The following is a 19757-nucleotide window of genomic DNA, read 5'->3' as shown; positions in this document are numbered from 1 at the left end:
GCATGGGGTCGCGTCCCTGCGAGGGCCTCGACGGCGCGCTTGTCCCGTCGGTGGGTCCGCCTGCGACGCGCTCGCCGGTGCTTGTCGCGGAGGTCCAAGCGATCTGTCGAGCCGTCCGCAGGGTCCGTCCCACATGCTCCTCGGCATCGGCAGTGCACCGCTTCCGGAGCCGGATTTCCTGTACGGCGCGGCGGGCGGCACCACGCGAAGGAGGCATCGTGCGATCGAGTTCGGCCCCGACCTTCCTGGTCCTCAACACGAAGAAGATCCTGGACCGGCTGCCCGAGTGGTTCCCCGAGGCGGCGCAGGAACTCATCGTGGTCAGCAGCCGCGGGGCGCTCGACGGTGCCGACTTCCCCGACATGGCGCGGCTCTTCCGTCATCTGCACATCGTCGAGGACTTCGACCGCCCCTCCTTGGAGGACGAACTGGTCGCGCTCTGCCGCCAGTTCGACGTACAGCGGGTCCTGTCCACCGGTGAGCGCGATCTCCTGCGGGCTGCCCGGCTGCGCGAGCGGCTCGGTCTTCCCGGGCAGAGCCTGGAGTGCGCGACCGCCTACCGCGACAAGTACGTCATGAAGACCACGCTCGCCGCCCACGGCATCCCGGTGGCCCCGATGCGCCGGCTGCTGCGCACCGAGGACCTGACGGAGTTCGCCGCCGAGGCGGGCTTCCCGCTGGTACTCAAGCGGCTGGACGCGGGCGGGTCCAACGGCACCCGGGTCCTGTGGGACGAGGCGGGGCTGCGGGAGTTCGCCCGGGGGTGGACGCCCGGGCGGCCCGGCGGGCCGCAGCTCGTCGAGGCGTGGGTGGAGGGCGAGTTCTACCAGATCAACGGGTTGATGGACAGCGGCAAGGTGCTGCTGGGCCAGCCGTCCTACCACCCCTACTCCGACTGGTTCTCGGTCGCCTACGACGCACCGGGCATGAGCGGGATGATGCCCGAGGAGCACCGCCTCTCGGACCGGCTCAGGCGGACGGCCGCGGACGTGATCGGCGCGCTGCCGCCGGTACCCGCCGTCTGCGCCTTCCAGGTCGAGTTCTTCCACACGCCCGATGACCGGCTGGTGGTCTGCGAGACGGCGTCCCGGATGGGCGGCTCGATGGCGGTCGACACCCATGAGGCCACCCTCGGCGTGAACATGCACGGGGCGAGTCTGCTGGGTCAGGCGGGCCGCGGCGACCAGGTCCGGATCTCGCCCTCGGGGCAGCGGCAGGGCTACGCCCGGTTCCCGCCCGCCCGGGGGGTGCTGCGCCGGCTCCCGAGGGAATGCCCGCTGCCCCGGACCCTGCGGTACGCCGCCTTCGGCGAGGAGGGGCGGTCCTACGACGGGTCGACGGCCCTCGGGCCGTCCCTGGCCGACCTCGTGTTCTCCCTCTCCGGCCCCGACATCGTCGCCGAGATGCGCGAGGCCGAGGAGTGGTGGGACGCCAACGTCGTCTGGGAGGGGCGGCGGAACCCCGTTCCCTCCCGCTGGAAGTTCACCCACCGGCGGATCCCGGTCTGATCCCCGCCCGCACACCCCGAGTTCCTCCCTCTCCAGCCGAAAGGTGACTTTGGCATGCACGGACTGACGCCCCACCGGGACGCGCCGCAGGACGGCGCCGGCCTGTCGGTGCGGGGCGGCAACCGGCTCTCCGGAGCCGTGCGCACCTCCGGCTTCAAGCACTCGCTCGTCACCGTCGCCGCGGCAGCGGCGGCGGCCGACGCGCCGGTGCGCATCGACAACTGCCCCGACATCGTGGAGACCAGCGTCCTGAGCGAGCTGTTCCGGGCGCTCGGCGGGTCCGCCGAGCACGGCGACGGCACGCTGGTCCTGGACGCCTCCGGCATCACAGGGGCCGACCTCCCGGCCGGTCTGGCCCACCGGATCCACGGCTCCGCCTATCTGCTGCCCGCCCTGCTGAGCCGGGCGAAGCGGGTGCGGATGCCGCCGAGCGGCGGCTGCCGGCTCGGTGAGGGGCAGCACGGCCGACCCGCCGAGCACTTCGTGAGCGTCCTGGAGCGCTTCGGCGCGACGGGCCGGATGCTGCCCGACGGCGGTCTGGAGCTCACCGCCGAGCGGCTGACCGGCTGCACCGTCGACCTGCTGGACTACACCGCCAACCGGGCCGTGATCACCGGCTCCACGTACAGCGGGGCCACGAAGACGGCACTGCTGGCCGCGTCGGTCGCCCACGGCACGACCACGCTCCACCACCCCTACCGCAAGAGCGACGTCACGGACCTGATGGTGGTGCTGCGCGAGCTCGGCGCCGACATCGAGATCACCGGCCCCGAGACGCTGGTGATCCAGGGCCGCGGCCCCGGGACGCTGCGCACCCCCGTCCGCCACACCCTCGTGCCGGACCTGATCGAGGTCGTCACCTGGATCTGCGCCGGAACGCTCCTCGCCGACGGCCCGCTGCACGTCGCCGGGCCGGGCATGCACCGGGCGGTCGGGGTCCTCGGGCCGGAGTTCGAACTCCTGGAACGGATGGGTGTACGGGTGGACACCTCGCTAGCCGGGCTGACCGTGCATCCGGCGCAGGGCCCCCTGCGCCCGGTGGACTTCACTGCCGCGTCACGAGGCGTCTTCAGCGACAACCAGCCCTTCTTCGCGCTGCTCGGCGCGTACGCCACCGGCTCCACCACCATCACGGACGCCGTCTGGGCGAACCGGTTCGGCTACGCGCCGGGCCTGGCCGCCCTCGGCATGCACGTCACCCACGACGGGCGGAGCCTGCGGATCGACGGGCCCCGCCCGCCGCACCGGGCCGGACAGCATGTGCGCGCCACCGACCTGCGCGCCGCCGCCGTGCTGCTGCTCGCCGCGCTGGCGGTGCCCGGCCGCACCACCCTGGCCGAGACCCACCACCTGGCACGCGGCTACCGCGATCTGGCCGCGGACCTGCGCGGGCTCGGCGCCGACATCACGTCCATCGAGGCCAGCAGCGCCGTCACCGAGAAGGAAACGGTCCATGCCTGAACGCGTCCTCCTGCCACAGACCATCACCCACCGGCCGCGCGGCGGCGGCCCCCGGCGGATGCTCGTCGTCTGGCCGCCGCAGGTGCTCAGCTACTTCAACGCCGGCCACCACCTGGCGCTCTACCAGGTCACCGGCTACCTACGCGCCGTCCTGCCGGACACCGAGGTCACCGTCCTCGACGCCAGTGTCGAGCGGACCACCTGGAAGGACATCGGCAACGACCTCTTCCAGAACCAGTACGACGTCATCGCCGTCATGAACGAGTTCGACGGCGTCGACGGGCTCGGCCGCATGCTGCGCTACATCAGGGCGCTGAGCCCCGGCTCCCGGGTCGTGACCTTCGGCCGGCTCAGCGGCGTCAACGCCGAGTACTTCCGCCGGCTCGACCTGGACGCCGTCGTGGAGAACGGCGACTTCGAGGCCGGTGTGGTGGCCGCCGTCGAGGCATTCCAGGGCCGCACCGACTCCGCCCCCGGCGTACACCTGCGCGGGCCGGACGGGAGTTGGACCGCGCCGGACGGCCCGGGTGGCGTCCTGCCGCCCGAGGTGTGGCACCTGCCGGCCCCGGACGAGATCCCCTACGCGCGCTACGACGAGCTGTACCGCAACGACGCCAACAAGTTCTGCGGCATCCCGCAGCGGCGCGAACTCGTCGTCCCCGCCGCCCGGGGCTGCCCCGTCGGCTGCTCGTACTGCGAGGTCCACCCGATCTTCGGCAAGCGCGAACGCCGACTGACGGTGGACCGGACGCTTGAGTACATCCGTGCCTCGTTCAGCGCCGCGCCGTTCGAGTACGTCGCCTTCTACGCGCCCACGTTCACCCTCGACCGGCAGTGGACCGGCGAGCTGTGCCGGCGGCTGGTGGAGCTGGGCTCGCCGTACCCGTGGAAGTGCGCCACCACCCTGCACCACCTGGACGAGAAGATGGTCCTGGCGATGGGCGAGGCGGGCTGCGTCAGGATCAGCATCGGCCTGGAGACCCTCGACCCGCTGGGGCACGACGCGCTGCCCCGTGCCAAGCGGAAGTCGGAACGGGACCTGGAGGACCTGGCCTCCTGGTGCACCGCCGCCGGCGTGGAGCTGAACTGCTTCGTCATCGCCGGACTGCCCGGCACCACGATGGCCGGTACCCGCCGCACCATCGCCAAGGTCAAGGAGCTGGGCGGCCGTTCGCGGCCCACGGTCTACGCGCCCTGGGAGGCCATGCGCGCGGGCATGGACGAGCACGCCATGTCCGCCTTCAATCGCCAGCTGTTCGTCCCCGGCACCCACGACCTGGGCCCGGACGAACTGCGCGAGGCGTACGACGTGGTCTTCGGCCGCCAGACCGACGAGACCGTGGTGTACGAGAATGTCCCGCGACGCGCACCGGACCCCGGCACGCCGCCGGCCGCGTCCGTCGACGGTCTGCCGAGGACCGCATGAGCGCCCGCGAGGCCCTGGCCGGTCCCCGCACGGAGCAGTCGCCCTTCCGGCTGCCCAGCGCCGGCGGGCGGTTCCGCAGCACCCGCACGCGCGGCCCCGGCGAGGTCAACCTCAAGAGCGCCGGTCTGCTGCACCCCCGCGCCGCCGACGTGCACCGGCGCACGCTCGACGAACTGGACCCGGCGGACATCCTCACCTACCCGGTGCTGCGGTCCACGTACGCCATGCTGGCCGAGCGCCTGGACGTGCCCGCCTCCTGGCTGGTCCTCACGGCGGGCAGCGACCCGGGGCTCTCCCTGCTCACCCGCGCCTTCCCCGCCGCGACCCGGATCGTCCTCCACACCCCGTACTACGACAGCTGGGAGAAGTTCTCCCACATCGCCGGCTGCGCGCTCGACACCGTCCGCCCGCACGCCGGGACCGGCCGGTTCGTGCTCGACGACCTCGCCGCCCGGCTGCGCCAGGGGCCGCCGGCCTTTGTGGTGGTGACGCAGCCGCACAGCTTCACCGGCCAGCTGCACACGGCCGCCGAACTGGGCGCCCTGGCCGACACGGTGGCTGAGCACGGCAGCCTTCTGGTGGTGGACACGGCCTACCTCGCCTTCGCGGAGGGCGGCGAGGACACGGTGCGGGACGTGACGGGCCGTCCGCACGTCGTACGGGTCAACAGCTTCTCCAAGAGCTACGGGCTCTCCGGGGCGCGGGCCGCGGTGCTCGTCACGCACCCCGCGACCGCTGAGCACCTCTTCGACATCGACCCGGAGTCCCCGGTGTCCGGGGTCACGCTCGCCCTGCTGCGCTCCGCGCTGGCCCAGCACACGGTTTTCGAGGAGATCTGGGCCGAGGTCCGGATGCTGCGGGAGCGGTTCGCCCGGGAGATCGAGGAGATGCTGCCGGGCTGGCGGTCCAGAGCGGGCGCGGGCAACTTCGTCACCTGGGACGTGCCCGACCCGGCGCAGGCCGCCGGCGCCACCGCGTACCTGCGCGAACACGGCTACGTCGTACGGGACGTGTCGGGCCGTCCGGGACTGCCGGCGGCCGTCCGGATCTCGGTGACCGACGAGCCGAACGCGCGCCAGGTCTCCCGACTGCTGAGCGCCTGGCGGCAGGCCCGGAGCCTGCCATGACCCCGGTCCACCGGGAGGCCCTGCGCACCCGGACCATCGCCCTGCCCGGACTCCCCAACGTGCGCGACAGCGGCGGACTGCTGGGGCCCGGCGGAGCCCGGCTGCGGCGCTCGGTACTGCTGCGGGGCCCGGCCCCGAGCGCGGACACCGCGCCCGTCCTGGAGGCTGTCGGCGTAAGCACGGTGGTGGACCTGCGCCACCCGGACGAGCAGGCCGAGCAGGACGGGCCGGGGACGATGTCGGCCCGGGTTCTGCGACGGCCGGTGTACGGCGACGTGACCCGGATCAGGGGCGTGCGGCGGCCCCCGCCCAGCGTCTACCTGGACAACTACCGTGACATGCTGGCCATGGCGGCACCCGTGGCGGCGGAGGTCCTGGGCCTGCTCGCCGCCCCGGGCCTGGCGCCGCTCTACGTGTGCTGCACGGTCGGCAAGGACCGCACCGGAGTGGTGAGCGCGCTCGTCCTGCGCGGGCTCGGCGTTCGCCTGGCGGACATCGTGAACGACTACGCGCTCACCGGCCGCGCCTACCGAGCGCTGCGCCCGGACGACCCGCGCCCGGCCTGGACGTACACCTACCCCCTGCCGGACCTGCGGGCCCGTACGGCCTCCCCCGGGTGGATCATGCGCAGCCTCCTCACCGGCATCGAGAACGAACACGGCTCCGTCCCGCTGTTCCTGGAGCGGCACGGACTGCGCCGGGCGGACCGGCGGGAAGCGGTCCGGCGGGTCTTCCGGCCGGCGGAGAACAGCCCTGGAGAGGAGAGGTGACCATGCCCGTACTCGATCTGGACGCCCTGGAGCGCGCCGAGCTGGAGCACGACCCGTACGAGTACGCCGTCATCCCGCGGTCGTTCCGGGACGGGGCGACGGCCCGAGCGCTGCGGGAGGAGTTCGCCGTGGACGGCTTCGTCCGCTCCGAGAGGGGCCCCGCCGAACGCGGCAAGCAGTACCTGAACCACAACCGGACCGTGATCGACGGAGGGAAACCGCGGGAGACCTCCCCGGGCACGCTGTCCGAGCGGTGGCGGCTGCTCGTCGAGGACCTGCTGTCGGACCGGTACCGGGCCGCGCTCGCCTCGCTGACCGGCGTCGGGCTGGACGGCTGCGCGGTCGAGGCGCGGCTCACCCGCTACTCGCCGGGCTGCTGGATCGAGCCGCACACCGACCGCGCGGACAAGGCCGTCACCCAGCTCTTCTACTTCAACGAGACGTGGCGCGACGCATGGGCCGGCGACCTGCGGGTGCTGGGCGGGCCGGACATGGACGACTGCGTACGGCGCGTACCACCGCTGCTGGGCACCTCCGTGGTGATCGTCCCCTCCGACCGCTCGTGGCACGCGGTGCCCCCGGTCACCCCGGAGTGCCCGGACGACCGCCGGGCGCTGCTCGTGCACTTCGTCCGCCCGTGAAAACCCTGCACAAGGAGAATGTCATGCACATCCTGCACGACACGGCGCTCTCCACGGAGACCGACGTCCCCGGAACCATCGTCCGCGACGGGTTCGCCCTCCTCCGCGGCGACCAGCTGCACATCCCGGAGACGATCGCCGGCGCCGTCCAGCCCTTCGTGGACTCGTACGACGACATGCCGCTCGACCCGTACCTGCCCGACGGCGGCCGGTACCGCTACCGGCGGCACACCCGCTACGCGTACCACGTGGGCACCGGCGAGATGCGGGTGAAGGAGAACCCCGGCTACTTCCAGTCGCTGGAGAACAACCCCTTCGCGGGCGGGCAGTGGCGCAGGTACGAGGAGTTGGAGGACTCGGTCCGCTACAACCCGTTCCTCACCTCGCTGTTCGCCTTCAACGTCTCCCAGCTGCCCGCCAAGGACGTCGAGTGGTGGGAGATCCAGGCGCACTGCGTGCGGATCGTCGCCCGGCCGGGGGCGCTCGGCAGGCCCACCCCGGAGGGCATGCACCGCGACGGCTGCACCTTCATCAGCCTGCACATGGTGCGCCGCTCCAACGTCACCGGCGGCGAGACCCGTGTCTACACCCCCGAGGGCGAGCCGGTCGTGGAGACGCTGTTCACCGAGGCGTTCGACTCGCTCTTCGCGGAGGACGTACGCATCCGGCACGGCGTCGGGGACGTCTCGATCGCCGATCCCGCCCTGGGCGTCGGAACCCGGGACATGCTCCTGATGAGCTACGACCCCATGGACCTCGCGTGAGCCCCCGGACGCCCGGGACCGCCGTGGTGACCGGCTCCTCCTCGGGGTTCGGGTTCCGTACGGCCCTGCTGCTCGCCGAGGAGGGCTACACGGTGGCCGCCGTCGCCCGCCGCGAGGAGCGGCTGGAGGAGCTGGCCGCGGCCGCGCCAGCGGGCCGGATCGTCCCGGTCGTGGCGGACGTGCGGGACCGGGACGCGCTGGAGACCGCGTTCGGCAAGGTCCTGGACGAGCTGCCGGACGTCACAGCCGTGGTGAACAACGCCGGACTCTCCCGGGGGTTCGGGCCGGTGCAGGGCGCCGATCCGGAGCACTGGCGGGAGATGGTCGACACCAACGTGACGGGCCTGCTCAACGTGACGGGGCTGCTCCTGCCCGGCCTGGTCGGACGCGGCACCGGGCATGTCGTCAACGTCGGCTCCGTGGCGGCCCGTTACCCCTACAGCGGCGGCAACGTCTACGCGGCCACCAAGGCGTTCGTCCACCAGCTCAGTCTGAGCATGCGTACCGACCTGGAGGGCACCGGGGTACGCGTCACCTGTGTAGCCCCCGGAATGGCCCGCACGGAGTTCGCGCTGGTCCGCTACGACGGCGACGGGGACCAGGCCGACCGGCTGTACGACGGCTTGGCCCCGCTCACCGCGGACGACGTGGCACGGACCGTCCTGTGGTGCCTGGCGCGCCCGCCCCACGTCAATGTGAACCTGGTCGAGATCATGCCCACCGACCAGCCGTTCGGGCTCGGCCTCGGCCGGCCGCGAAGCGCCGGCCGTGCCTAGGGCGAAGGATCCCGGAACCCGGCGCGCGGTCCGCCTGCGGGCGGCCCGGTCCGCGGACGTACCGGCCATCGTGGCGCTCTCCCGGCGCTACGCAGCCCAGGACCTGCTCCTGCAACGGACGCAGGACCGGATCGAGGCCGGCGTCGGCGAATTCCTGGTCGCGGTGGACGCGGACGGGCTCCTCGGCTGTGTCGGACTGTCCCGGCGGCCGCAGGGGCTGCTGGTCTACAACCTGTGCGTCGCCGCGGAGGCGCAGGGCCAGGGGATCGGGGCGCGGCTGGTCGACCGCGCGGACCGAACCGGGGCGGAGCACGGCTGTGCCCTGCTGATCGCCGCCTCCAAGCACAGCGGCGCCTGGTTCGTCCGGCGCGGATTCATCGAACTCACTTCGCGGCAGGTGCCGTACGCGAACCCCGGCCTCGTACCGCCGGACCGGGGCTCGCGGTTGTACGTGCGGCCGGTCGCAGGGTACGTGCCGCCGGCCGGACCCGCCCGGCAGGCGTCGGTACAGACACTCGGAGGAGCGACAAGCAATGATCATCTGCGGACTCAAACTCACCCATGACGGTGCGGTGGCGCTGCTGGACGGCGACCGGCTGGTGTTCAGCGTCGAGATGGAGAAGCTGGTCAACAGCCCGCGCTACAGCGCGATTCCCGACCTGGGCGCCGTCCGGTCCGTCCTCGCGGACTTCGGGTTCCGGCCCTCGGACGTGGACGAGTGGGTGGTCGACGGCTGGGACGGCGACGCGCGGGGCTCGGTGCACACCTCCGACCGGGGCACCGCCCTGGAGCTGCCGGTCGGCCCCTACCGGGAGTCGGAGGCGTGCCCGGAGCTGGACCGGTCCTACGTCTCGGGCGAGTTGAGCATCGAGGGTGCCGTCCACCCGTACACCAGCTACTCGCACGCGGCCGGGCACGTGCTCAGCACCTACTGTTCGAGTCCCTTCGCCCGCAGCGGCGAGCCCGCCCTCGTGCTGGTCTGGGACGGCGGCCTGTTCCCCCGGCTCTACCGGGTCGGCCCGGAGCACGGGGTGGAGAGCGGCGGCGCGCTGTTCCCGCTGATCGGGCACACCTACGCCACGGCCGGCCACCACTTCGGGCCGTTCCGGCGGGCGACCCAGTCGTCCAGGGTGGACGACCTGTCGGTGGCCGGGAAGCTCATGGCGTACATCGCCAAGGGGCAGGTGGACGAGGCGGTCCTGGCGGTGCTGCGGCGGGCGTTCCACGAGCGGTTCGAGAGCGACGCCGGGGCGGCGGTGGAGTACCGGCGGACCGTGGGCGGTTACGGCAGCCTCTTCGAGCCGTCAATGCCGCCGCTGCACGAGTTCTTCGCGACGGTCCGCGAGGAGACGGACCGGCTGGGCGTGTCCGACGAGGACGTCCTGGCCTCCGTCCACCGCTTCCTTCAGGAACTGCTCGTCGAACGGCTGGTGGCGACGGCCCGAGGCTGGCAGGGCGACGGTCCGTGGAACCTGTGCTTCGCGGGCGGCTGCGCGCTGAACATCAAGTGGAACAGCGCGCTGCGGGCGCTGCCGGAGGTCCGGCGGATGTGGGTGCCGCCGTTCCCCAACGACTCCGGCTCCGCGATCGGCGCCGCCCTGCTCGGCAGGAACCGGCACACCGGCATCCGTCCGCTGGACTGGCATCCCCGGCTCGGCCCGGCCCTGACGCCGACCGTCGGCATCCCGGCGGGCTGGGTCTCGGGCCGCTGCTCACCCCGCGAACTGGCCCGGGTGCTGCACGAGACGGGCGAGCCGGTGGTGGTGCTGAACGGGAGGGCCGAGCTCGGCCCCCGTGCTCTCGGCGGCCGGAGCATCCTGGCCGCGGCGGTCGCCCCAGAGACGAAGGACATCCTCAACCGGATCAAGGACCGCGAGCCCTACCGTCCGGTCGCGCCCATCTGCCGGGTCGAGGAGGCGGCCAAGATCTTCGATCCCGGCACCCCCGATCCGCACATGCTCTTCGACCACCGGGTCCGGGACGAGTGGACCTCCCGGATCCCCGCCGTGCTGCACCTGGACGGCACCGCCCGGCTGCAGACCGTCGCGGAGGAGGACGACCCGCTGCTGGCCGAGGTGCTGGCGGAGTATCACCTGCTCAGCGGTGTCCCGGTGCTCTGCAACACCAGCGCCAACCTGAACGGCAGCGGCTTCTTCCCCGACGTGGTCTCGGCCATGGAGTGGGGCCGGGTCGACCGGATCTGGAGCGAGGGGACCCTCTACCGGCGATGGGAGTGAGCACTTCGCGCGGTGGGCCCGGCCACCACCGCGAGGCCGCGGAGAAGGCGCGCGTCCTGGCCGGGACCCTGGCCGGGCTGCTGCGGCTGGCCGGCCGGACCGTGATCGTGGACATGGACTTCGGCCTGCTGGGGAACGGGCGGCTCGCCGAGTCGTTCGCCCAGGACGTGGCCTTCCTGCGGACGGTCGGCGTGCGGGTCGCCGTGCGGACCGCGTCCCGCTGCGCGGCGGCCGAGGAGTTTCCGGCGCGGGTGAGCGCCCACGGCCCGCCCGCCGTGGGGCTGCTCGGCACGGACCCCGGCACGGTGCGGGCGCTGCTGGACGGCGGCCGGGTGCCGGTCCTGTACGGGCCGCCCGATCCGGCGGGCCCTTCGGGCTCCCTCGCCGCCGTGCTTGCCGCGGACCAGGTCGCCGTGGTGACCGCGCGGCGGGACGCGGGGCATGCGGCGGTCCCGGGCACGCCACGGGTGGTGGACGGCCGGGTCCCGCACGCGCTGCTGATCGAGCTGTGCCGGCTGGACGACCACGGCGGGCCCCGCACCGAGGACGGACCGGAATCCGGGAGCGAAGCGTGAGGACAGGACGGGTGCGCCACCTCGACCACAGGCTGCGCCGCTATCTGCTGGCCAATCTGATCGACAACGTGGGTACGGGGCTGTGGGCCCCGCTCTCGCTGATCTTCTTCACCCGGGCCCAGCACCTCCCGATCGACGACGTCGGCGCCGCGTTGAGCGCGGGCGGCCTGCTCGGGCTGCTGGCCGGTCCGCTCGCCGGCAACCTGGTCGACCGCTGGGGCCCGGCCCGGTTCGTAGTGCTGGGCAATCTGGCACGGGCGGGGATCTGCGCGCTGTACCCGGCGGTCGGTTCGGCCTGGCAGGTCTGCGTGCTCGCGGCCGTGTTCACCGGCTGCGAGCGGCTCTTCTGGACGGCGAACGCCCCGCTGCTCGGCGCACTGGTCCCCGAGCCCGATCTCACCTGGGCGTTCGGCCTGCTCAGCACCTCCCGGCTGGTCGGGCTGGGGGCGGGGGCGGGTCTGGGCGCGGCGTTCGGCGGGGGTCTCGTCGGCGACGCGGGCGGGCTGCACCTGATCGCGTACGGCAACGCGGTCAGCTATGTGGGGGCGGCCGTGCTGGCGTCGGCCGCGGGGAGCGGGCGGTACCGCGCGGACCGCCCCGGGCCGGGCCCCGGTACGGCCGACGGCGGATGGCGGTCCTTGCTGGCCGACCGGCCGTATCTGCTGTTGTGCCTGCTCCAGGTGCAGCTCACCCTCGCCACCCAGAGCCTCGTGGTGATCCTCCCGGTCGTGACGCTGAACGTCCTGCGCGGCCCGGCCTGGCTGCCCGGCGCCCTGGTCGTCCTGGCCTGCTGCTGCCTGGTGCTGGCCCGTGGACCGGCGCTGCGCCTGGTGGAGCGCCGGTCGCGGACGTACGCCCTGCGGCTCTCCTGCCTGCTCTTCACCGTGGCGTTCCTCGCGATGGTGCCGGCAGGGGCAGTGCCGGCCGGGTGGGCGGTGCCGTTGGCGCTGGCCGTGGCGGCGGTGGGCGGCACCGCCGAGGCACTGTACGCGCCGGTCACGATGGCGATGGCGAACGAGGTGGCGCCCGCGGCCCTCAAGGGCCGGTACAGCGCGCTGTTCCAGACAGCCTTCGGGCTCGCGGGTGCCGCTGGGCCGGTCCTGTTCACCACCCTGCTGGCGGTGGGCAACGGCACGCTGTGGGCGGTCATGGCCGGGCTGTCCCTGGTGAGCACCCTCGTGGTGCCCCCGGTCCTCCGTACCCTGCCGCGTCCGCCCGCCCCTTCGGCCTCCTCGGCCGCTCCTCCGTCCGGCGAGCCGGGACGGTCCGCGGGTCCGGTGCCGCGCCGGATCGTCCTCGCGGGCGTCCCCGGGGCAGGCAAGAGCACGCTGGCCGCCCGGCTGTCGCTGCGGCTCGGCGTCCCGCACGTCGAGTTGGACGGCCTCTACCACGGACCGGCCTGGTCGACGCGGGACGAGTTCGCGGACGACGTCCGGGCGGTCACCGAGGCGCCCGACTGGGTCTGCGACGCCCCGTACTACTGGGTCGTCGGCGACATCCTCGGCAGCCGCGCCGACACCTTCGTCTGGCTGGACCTGCCCCGGCGCATCGTGCTGCGCCGGGTGGTCCGGCGGTCGGTCGTCCGCATCGTCACCGGCCGACGGCTCTGGCACGGCAACGTCGAGACCTGGCGTTCCCTGCTGTTCAACCCCCACCATCCGGTCCGCCTGGTGTGGGCCCGGTACGGGCAACGGCAGCGGGAGACGGCGGAGTTCCTCGCCCGGTATCCGCACGCCCGGACGGTACGGCTGACCAGCCCCGCAGAGGTGCGCCGCTGGCTCGGCACACTGCCGCACGTGCCCTCCGCCGACACCCCCCGAGAACCAAGGATCCCGGGCACCCCCCGGGACTCCACTGAACCCACGGAAAAGGAAGGTGCCATGTTCAACACCGACACCCGCTTCATGCGCGTCGAGTCCCCGTACGAGGTCCACCTGGCGCAGAACACCCTGACCCGGGAGCAGGTGGCCCGGCTCTACGAGACCGCGCCGATGGACCGGACGGCCGCCATCTCCCGGACCGACCCCCGCCACGAGAAGCTGTACCAGATGAACCTGGTGTATTTGATGGTGAACAACCAGCAGAGCCAGATCATCGAGTCGCTGCCCGAGGAGTGGCAGGAGCTGTACGCCGACCTCAGCGGCGGCCGGGTCACCCGCTGGTTGTCGGAGGGCACCGGCATCAAACTGGACGGCCTGTCACTGGACATCGGCGTGTACACCCACCACGACGGCGACTTCCTGTCGGCCCACAAGGACAAGCCGGACAAGGCCATCACCGCGCTGCTCTATCTGAACGAGGAGTGGCCGGCGCACTCCGGCGGCGAGTTCGAGATCCGGGTCTCCGGGGACCACGCCACCCCGCCGGTGTTCTCCATCGCACCGCAGCCGGGCCTGGTCCTGGCCTTCCCGCCCAACGAAAAGTCCTGGCACTCCGTGTCCCGCGTCGCCACGGGAGGCTCGCCCACCCGGCTGCTCATCCAGTTCGAGTACTGGTACGAGCACAAGGACCGCTACCCGCTGTACCACTGACCACCGCTCGCGGCCGGGGCTGTCCGCGCCCCGCGCACTCCCCGGCCGCGAGCCGTGCCACCAGACTCCAGCCCCTTTCCACCGGCAGGAGGTCAGCACGTCCCCCGGCATCCGTCCCGGGTCCTGCGCCAGTCCGTGGACAGACGCCAGCACCCGTCCTTCCCCAACTGTTCCGGAACGGCGACCAGGCCAGACCCGCGCGCCACACCGGCACCACCGGCTTCGGCTTCGCCGCCTGCGAAGGCATGGGCAGCGTGGGCGATTCACCGTGATCCGACGACCTTTCGAAGAATTTGCTGGTGAGCTAATCGCCGAAGAAGCTCGACTTCTTCTAGGCGCACGAGGAAAGGCGCCTGACCTGGACATTCGCCGTCAGGCTCCTTTCGCTCAGCCCGCAGGGCGACTTCGAAGGGCCGTACCGCAACGGCACCTTCTACGACCCGCCCGCCCGCGCGGACGTCGAGCTCGCCGCATGACCCCAGCACCCGTGATGGTGAGGACGACCGTGCGGCCGTCCGGGTCGATCAGGGTGTGCCGGCCCACGGGGTGGGGCGATCCGGCATCTGCCGGCGCGGTCAGCCCCAGACGCAGGCTGCCGGTCGCTGGGTGTCGTGTGGCCGGGTACAGCTCCAGGACGCCCCCGCCCGGGAGGGGCGCGGCGTAATGCATCGGTCCGGTGCCGTGCTGTTCTCGGACGAACTCGAGACCGATGCCGGTGTAGAAGTCCCGGCAGGCGTCGAGCCGGGGTGTGTAGATGACGACGAGGTCGATATTCACGGGCAGTCGCTCCTGGTTTCGCGGTGGCCGTGTAACGGACGGGGCCCGCCCCATCAGCCCTGAAGGTCTCGTGGCATCGCCCGGTGCGCTGCGGCCGGCCTGGCCTTGGGGTCGTCGTCGCCGAGTGCGATGCACCTCGCAGGCACCTTGGATCACGTTCTGGGGCCGGGCGGAGTTCACGCCCGACTTCACCCGGGGGAATCGGCCGCGGGCCTGGCATGCCGTCAAGGACGGGATGCCAGGCCCGCCGACATTGAACGGCTGATCAGCTGGTCCAGAGGACCGGGCTGGCACTGTACGCGTCACCCTCCTCGAACGAGGCAACCGCGATGGGATCGGTCTTCGTGGCACTGAGCGAGCAGGTCTCGTACGACGCGCCCTTGGTGGTGAAGTCGCGGGGTGCCGTCTTGCTGTCGCACTTGCCGGGGAGGTCGCCGATCAGGATGACGCCCGTGGGGCCGCCGCCTTCCAGCTTGCCGCGCAGCCTCAGCGACGCGTACGACAGGTCGGTGCCGCCGACGTTCTCCACCTTCATCCGGATGTAGTAGGGCGTCATGCCCTTCGCCTTGTCGCCGAAGGTGGCCATGTCGGCCTCCGCGCCCTTCTCGATCGCCGTGACGGTCACGGCCACGGTGCCCTTCTTGTCGGTCCCGTACTTGAACGGCAGGACCGCTCGGTCACCGATCTTGAACTTCGTGCCCGGTGCGGCGACGTCACCACCGGCAGGAGCGGCAGCGTCGTCACTGGGGTCCGCGGACGGGCTCTTGCCGCCCGGGTCGGACGGCGCCGGGGCGGAGGCCGACGGCGAGTCCTGCGCCGGTGCCGCGTCCTCGCCGTCGTTGCAGGCCGTGAGCCCGAGCAGCACAGTGGTGAGGGCAACTGCGGAGACCGTACGTACCTTATTTATCATTTTGACCTGACTGTCAGTGAGGGCTGCCTCTACGGCAACCGGAACGTTCAACTGGGCGAAGCGCCCGGTCATGTGACCTGACGCGGCGACGCGGCACGACGACAGCGGTGCGTCAACGAGGCGCGCCGCGACGCCATCTCAGGCTGAGGCGGGAATGACACAGACTCGCCACAGGCACGGCACAGACGCGGCACAGGGCGCGCGGCGAGTGCGGCACAGGTGCGGAGCGGAGCGGGTATGGTCGGTGGCCGGCGTGGTCCGCATCGTCGCTCGTGCCCGTGAGTTGAGAGTGACGTGTCCGGGCTGCGGTCGCGGGTCGGTGGGATGCCTCCGAAGGTGGCACGCCCGCCCGCACCCTCCGGGCAGGCCGCGCCGCCTGGCGCAGATGGAGGTTCGACGAGTGATCGATGAGCTGCTCCCACGCTCGGTGGTGGCCGTGGAGGCCTACGGCGACGACGAGGCCGACCAGGCCCTGCTCCATCCTGAGGAGCGGGCTGTCGTGGCCCGGGCGGTGGACAGGCGCCGCCGCGAGTTCACCACGGTGCGCGTCTGCGCCCGTCGCGCCATGGCGAAGCTCGGAGTGCCGCCGGCTCCGATACTTCCCGGCGAGCGCGGCGCTCCGCAGTGGCCCGAAGGCCTGCTCGGCAGCATGACCCACTGTGCCGGCTACCGCGCCGCAGCCCTGGTCCGCGCCACCGATCTGGCTTCCCTGGGCATAGATGCCGAGCCCCACGCCGCACTCCCGGAGAGCGTCCTGCGCTCGGTCGCGCTGGCCGTCGAGCGGGAGCGCCTCACCCTGCTCCACGCCCGGCAGCCCGCGATTCACTGGGATCGGCTGCTGTACAGCGCAAAGGAGTCCGTCTACAAGGCATGGTTTCCTCTGACCGGGAAGCGGCTGGACTTCGAGGAGGCCGACATCGAGATCCACCCGGAATCCGAGACGGGGACGTACGGCCGCTTTCGCGCGGAGCTCCTCGTTCCCGGTCCCGTTGTGGGCTTCCGTCGTATCAGACACTTCGAAGGACGGTGGGTGGTCTCCCATGGCCTGGTCGCAACCGCGGTGGCCATTCCACATACCTGATCGATGCCGCGACGGGCGGGCCTTGGACCCTGATCTTGCTCCCGGGCCCGGCGCCCTTGGAGGGTCTCCCATCTCACATCTCCGGGAAGACGGCGTGCGCTCACCGCCGGCCGCAGGGCCGGCGGTGAGCGCGTCGCGTTTCGGCACACCTCCCAGAGGAACGGGACGGTGCCGTGGGCTCAGGCCAGCTCGCTGTCGATGAAATCGAAGATCTCATCGTCCGTCGCGCCGCTCAGCCGCCCCGTCAGATCCGTCTCCTCGCCCTGTCCTCCCTCTCTGTCCAGTCCGATGACTCTCTCAAGCGCGGCCTCCAGCCGGAGCCGGAGGTGGGTCCGCAGCGCTTCGTCCGCCGAGATTGCCGAGATCTCTGCCTCCAGTGTGTCGAGTACGGAAAGGTCACCGGCTACCCGTGAGGGTGCGTCGCCGGAGCCGGCCAGCTCCGAACGGAGCAGTTCGGCGATCGCCGAAGGAGTCGGGTGGTCGAACACCAGAGTCGTGGGGAGCCCCAGTCCGGTGGCCGCCCCCAGCCGGTTGCGGAGTTCGACCGCGGTCAGCGAGTCGAAGCCCATGTCGAGCAGCCCGCGGCCGGGTTCCACCGAACCCGGCGATGAGTGGCCCAGGATGACGGCGGCTTCGGTCTGCACGAGCTCCAGCAGGAGCCGCGCCCGCTCCGGCCCCTCACCGACGGCGGCGAGCTTCTTCCGCAGCGCCTCGGCCGCGTCGACCTCGGCATGCACGGCCGCTCGCCTCAGCGGTTGCTTCACCAACGACCGGTACAGGTCGTGCAGTTCACCCGACGCCGCCCGCGCCTGCAGGGCGGCCGGTTCGAGCCGTACGGGCACCAGCAGCGCCCGGTCCGAGGCAAGCCCGGCATCGAAGAGCTCCAGGCCCTCGGCGGGCGACAGCACACCGATGCCGCTGCGTGCGAGCCGGGCCCGGTCCGCGGCACCGAGGGTCGCGGTGACGGCGCTGCCCTCCTGCGGCTCCGTCCCGGCCGCCGGCTCCGCCTCGTCGGCCCACAGACCCCAGGCCAGCGAGACAGCGCTGAGTCCCTGGGCCCGACGGTGGGCGGCAAGCGCGTCCAGGTACGCGTTGCCTGCCGAGTAGTTGGCCTGTCCGGCATTGCCGATGGTCGCCGCGTAGGACGAGTAGAGGACAAAGGCGGCCAACTCGCTCTCTCGTGTGGCCATGTGGAGATTCCAGGCCGCGTCGACCTTCGGCCGCAGCACGGCGGCCAAGCGGTCCGGGGTCAGCGCCTCCACCACGCCGTCGTCCGTCACCCCCGCGACGTGGATCACCGCACCCAGGGGATGTTCGTCCGGGACTGTGGCCAGCAGCTCCGCCAGGGCTTCCCCGTCGGCCGCGTCGCAGGCGGCCACGGTCACTGCCGCCCCCAATGCGACCAGTTCGTCGCGGAAGGCGCCGGCCCCGGAGGCGTCGAGCCCGCGACGGCTGGTGAGCAGCAGATGGCGTACCCCGTACTCGGTGACGAGGTGCCGGGCCACCTGCCTGCCCAGCGCACCCGTCCCGCCGGTGACAAGGACCGTGGCATCAGGGTCCAGCCTCCGCGTGGAGGTCTCGGACTTCTCCTCCGTGGCCCGCACCAGACGAGGACTCAGCAACGCACCGTCTCGAAGGGCGAGTTGAGGCGCCCCAGTAGCGAGAACCGCCTGAATCACCTCGACAGGCACGGCGCCCTGTGACTCAGCCCCCTCCCACGCCGGACCGACTTCCTGAGTCGTCTGGCCAACGTGGCCGATGGCATCGGCCTGACCGGTCACACCGGTGTGCTCGACGTCGAGCAGGATGAACCGGCCAGGATGCTCGGACTGCGCGCTGCGCAGCAGGCCCCAGACCGTTGCCCCTGCCAGGTCGGTCACGGCGTCGTCCGGTCGTACGGCCACCGCACCGCGTGTCACGAGAAGCAGCCGCTCTGCGGGCGGCGGCTCCGCGCCGAGCCACCGCTGTACGAGTTCGAGCGCGTGTTGCGCGGTTTGATGGGCGGCGGCGACCGCGTCCTGATCCGCGACGGGGCCGGGCGTGGCGACGACGACATGTGCGGAGATCGGCTCGGTTCCGTCACCGCCGACGGGCGTGACCGGAACCCACTCCACACCGAACAACGTGTCGCGGTGCCGTGCCCCGGGGCCGAGCAGCTGCGCCGGATCGAACGGCCGCAGCGTCAGGGACTCGACGCTCAGCACCGGCGCCCCCTCGGCGTCGGCCAGGGAGAGCGCGGCGGTGTCCTGCCCCGTGGGCGCCAGCCTCACCCGCAAGGTGGTGGCGGCCACGGAATGCAGCCGCACTCCCGCCCAGGTGAAGGGCAGCCGCAGCGGCCCCACTTCCACCCCCGGCTTGGCCAGGTCGAGGCCCAGCGGATGCAGCACGGCGTCCAGCAGAGCCGGGTGCACACACGCCCCCGCGGCTTCCCCGGTCAACTCCTCCGGCAGGCTCACCTCCGCGAAGAGCGCGTCCTTGCCACGCCATACGTTCCGCAGCCCGCGGAAGGCCGCGCCATAGGTGTAGCCCCGCGCGGCGAGTTGGGCGTAGAGCTCCTCGACCGGCACCTCGGTGGTACCGGCGGGAGGCCAGGAAGCCGCTCCGAGGTGGTCACCAGGGGTCTTGTCCGATCCCGCCAGAAGCCCCACGGCATGGCGGGTCCAGTACGCCTCTTCCGAATCCCGCGCGCCCGTCGCGGGCCCCTCGGATGAGTGGACGGTGATCCGGCGTCGCCCGGACTCGTCGGCGTCTCCGACCACCACCTGGATCTGGACGGTGCCGTGTTCGGGGATCACCAGCGGCGCCTCCAGTGTGATCTCCTCGACCTGATCGCAGTCGACGTGGCTGCCGGCGTACAGGGCCAGTTCCACGAAGGCCGCACCCGGCAGGAGGGCGTTCTCCGAGATCGCGTGATCTGCGAGCCAGGGGTGACCTGCCAGGGAGAGCTTCCCGGTGAACACATGCCCCTGCCCGTCCGCGAGCGCGAGCGCGGCCCCGAGCAGCGGATGGCCGGCGGCCCCCAGCCCCAGGTCGGCGGCCTCGCCTGACACGGCGGGGGTGTCGAGCCAGTAGCGGCGGCGTTGGAAGGCGTAGGTGGGCAGGTCGACGGTACGGCGGTCGGCCACGGGGCCGAAGACCGCGTCCCAGTCGGGCTCGAGACCGGTATGGACGTG

The 19757-nt window shown here is 72.2% G+C and carries 16 protein-coding genes; 13 read left to right on the top strand and 3 right to left on the bottom strand.

Annotation, left to right across the window (positions count from 1 at the left end; translation table 11 throughout):
- Positions 1-218 precede the first annotated feature (218 nt).
- From ACF08W_RS19670 to ACF08W_RS19615, 12 genes are read left to right on the top strand one after another with little or no spacing between them, the layout of a single operon-like run.
- Complete coding sequence (locus ACF08W_RS19670; protein WP_392279982.1) at positions 219-1508, top strand: acetyl-CoA carboxylase biotin carboxylase subunit family protein; 1290 nt, start codon at positions 219-221, stop codon at positions 1506-1508.
- A 54-nt stretch (positions 1509-1562) separates the two neighbouring features.
- Positions 1563-2969 (top strand): hypothetical protein, encoded by a 1407-nt coding sequence (locus ACF08W_RS19665; protein ID WP_392279981.1) that lies wholly within the window; start codon positions 1563-1565, stop codon positions 2967-2969.
- On the top strand, positions 2962-4395 hold the full coding sequence (locus ACF08W_RS19660; protein ID WP_392279980.1) for a B12-binding domain-containing radical SAM protein: 1434 nt from the start codon (positions 2962-2964) through the stop codon (positions 4393-4395). The genes ACF08W_RS19665 and ACF08W_RS19660 overlap by 8 nt, the downstream gene beginning before the upstream one ends.
- Positions 4392-5522, top strand: a complete 1131-nt coding sequence (locus ACF08W_RS19655) for an aminotransferase class I/II-fold pyridoxal phosphate-dependent enzyme (RefSeq protein WP_392279979.1) — start codon at positions 4392-4394, stop codon at positions 5520-5522. Before ACF08W_RS19660 ends, ACF08W_RS19655 begins: the two co-directional genes overlap by 4 nt.
- The gene (locus ACF08W_RS19650; RefSeq protein ID WP_385217091.1) at positions 5519-6292 is read left to right on the top strand and encodes a tyrosine-protein phosphatase; all 774 of its coding nucleotides are present in this window, start codon (positions 5519-5521) and stop codon (positions 6290-6292) included. Before ACF08W_RS19655 ends, ACF08W_RS19650 begins: the two co-directional genes overlap by 4 nt.
- Before the next feature lie 2 nt (positions 6293-6294).
- Positions 6295-6933 (top strand): 2OG-Fe(II) oxygenase, encoded by a 639-nt coding sequence (locus ACF08W_RS19645; protein ID WP_392279978.1) that lies wholly within the window; start codon positions 6295-6297, stop codon positions 6931-6933.
- A 23-nt stretch (positions 6934-6956) separates the two neighbouring features.
- The gene (locus ACF08W_RS19640) at positions 6957-7697 is read left to right on the top strand and encodes a 2OG-Fe dioxygenase family protein (protein ID WP_385217096.1); all 741 of its coding nucleotides are present in this window, start codon (positions 6957-6959) and stop codon (positions 7695-7697) included.
- Positions 7694-8473 carry an SDR family NAD(P)-dependent oxidoreductase gene (locus ACF08W_RS19635; protein WP_385217098.1) on the top strand — a complete coding sequence of 260 codons (780 nt, stop codon included), beginning with the start codon at positions 7694-7696 and terminating at the stop codon, positions 8471-8473. The genes ACF08W_RS19640 and ACF08W_RS19635 overlap by 4 nt, the downstream gene beginning before the upstream one ends.
- Positions 8466-9038 (top strand): GNAT family N-acetyltransferase, encoded by a 573-nt coding sequence (locus tag ACF08W_RS19630; protein ID WP_392279977.1) that lies wholly within the window; start codon positions 8466-8468, stop codon positions 9036-9038. Before ACF08W_RS19635 ends, ACF08W_RS19630 begins: the two co-directional genes overlap by 8 nt.
- Positions 9007-10710 (top strand): carbamoyltransferase N-terminal domain-containing protein, encoded by a 1704-nt coding sequence (locus ACF08W_RS19625; protein ID WP_392279976.1) that lies wholly within the window; start codon positions 9007-9009, stop codon positions 10708-10710. The genes ACF08W_RS19630 and ACF08W_RS19625 overlap by 32 nt, the downstream gene beginning before the upstream one ends.
- On the top strand, positions 10707-11285 hold the full coding sequence (locus ACF08W_RS19620; protein WP_385217106.1) for a hypothetical protein: 579 nt from the start codon (positions 10707-10709) through the stop codon (positions 11283-11285). Before ACF08W_RS19625 ends, ACF08W_RS19620 begins: the two co-directional genes overlap by 4 nt.
- Positions 11282-13816, top strand: coding sequence for an MFS transporter (locus ACF08W_RS19615; RefSeq protein ID WP_392279975.1), 2535 nt, complete (start codon positions 11282-11284; stop codon positions 13814-13816). The genes ACF08W_RS19620 and ACF08W_RS19615 overlap by 4 nt, the downstream gene beginning before the upstream one ends.
- A gap of 387 nt (positions 13817-14203) precedes the next feature.
- Here the strand turns inward: ACF08W_RS19615 and ACF08W_RS19610 are convergent, their stop codons facing one another.
- Together ACF08W_RS19610 and ACF08W_RS19605 are read right to left on the bottom strand one after the other, a co-directional pair.
- Positions 14204-14647, bottom strand: a complete 444-nt coding sequence (locus tag ACF08W_RS19610; RefSeq protein WP_392279974.1) for a VOC family protein — start codon at positions 14645-14647, stop codon at positions 14204-14206.
- Positions 14648-14858: 211 nt separating this feature from the next.
- Complete coding sequence (locus ACF08W_RS19605) at positions 14859-15503, bottom strand: hypothetical protein (RefSeq protein WP_385217114.1); 645 nt, start codon at positions 15501-15503, stop codon at positions 14859-14861.
- A 400-nt stretch (positions 15504-15903) separates the two neighbouring features.
- On the opposite strand from ACF08W_RS19605, the gene ACF08W_RS19600 reads away from it, so the two are divergent.
- On the top strand, positions 15904-16584 hold the full coding sequence (locus tag ACF08W_RS19600) for a 4'-phosphopantetheinyl transferase (RefSeq protein WP_392279973.1): 681 nt from the start codon (positions 15904-15906) through the stop codon (positions 16582-16584).
- A gap of 179 nt (positions 16585-16763) precedes the next feature.
- On the opposite strand, the gene ACF08W_RS19595 is transcribed toward ACF08W_RS19600, so the two are convergent.
- Positions 16764-19757 (bottom strand): type I polyketide synthase (locus ACF08W_RS19595; RefSeq protein ID WP_392279972.1); only part of this gene is annotated, 2994 nt, incomplete at its 5' end.

The organism is Streptomyces sp. NPDC015144 (assembly GCF_043079735.1).
In the GTDB taxonomy this organism is placed as follows: domain Bacteria; phylum Actinomycetota; class Actinomycetes; order Streptomycetales; family Streptomycetaceae; genus Streptomyces.
The sequence above is the reverse complement of the archived record's forward strand: the minus strand, read 5'-3'. Positions and strand labels throughout refer to the sequence as shown.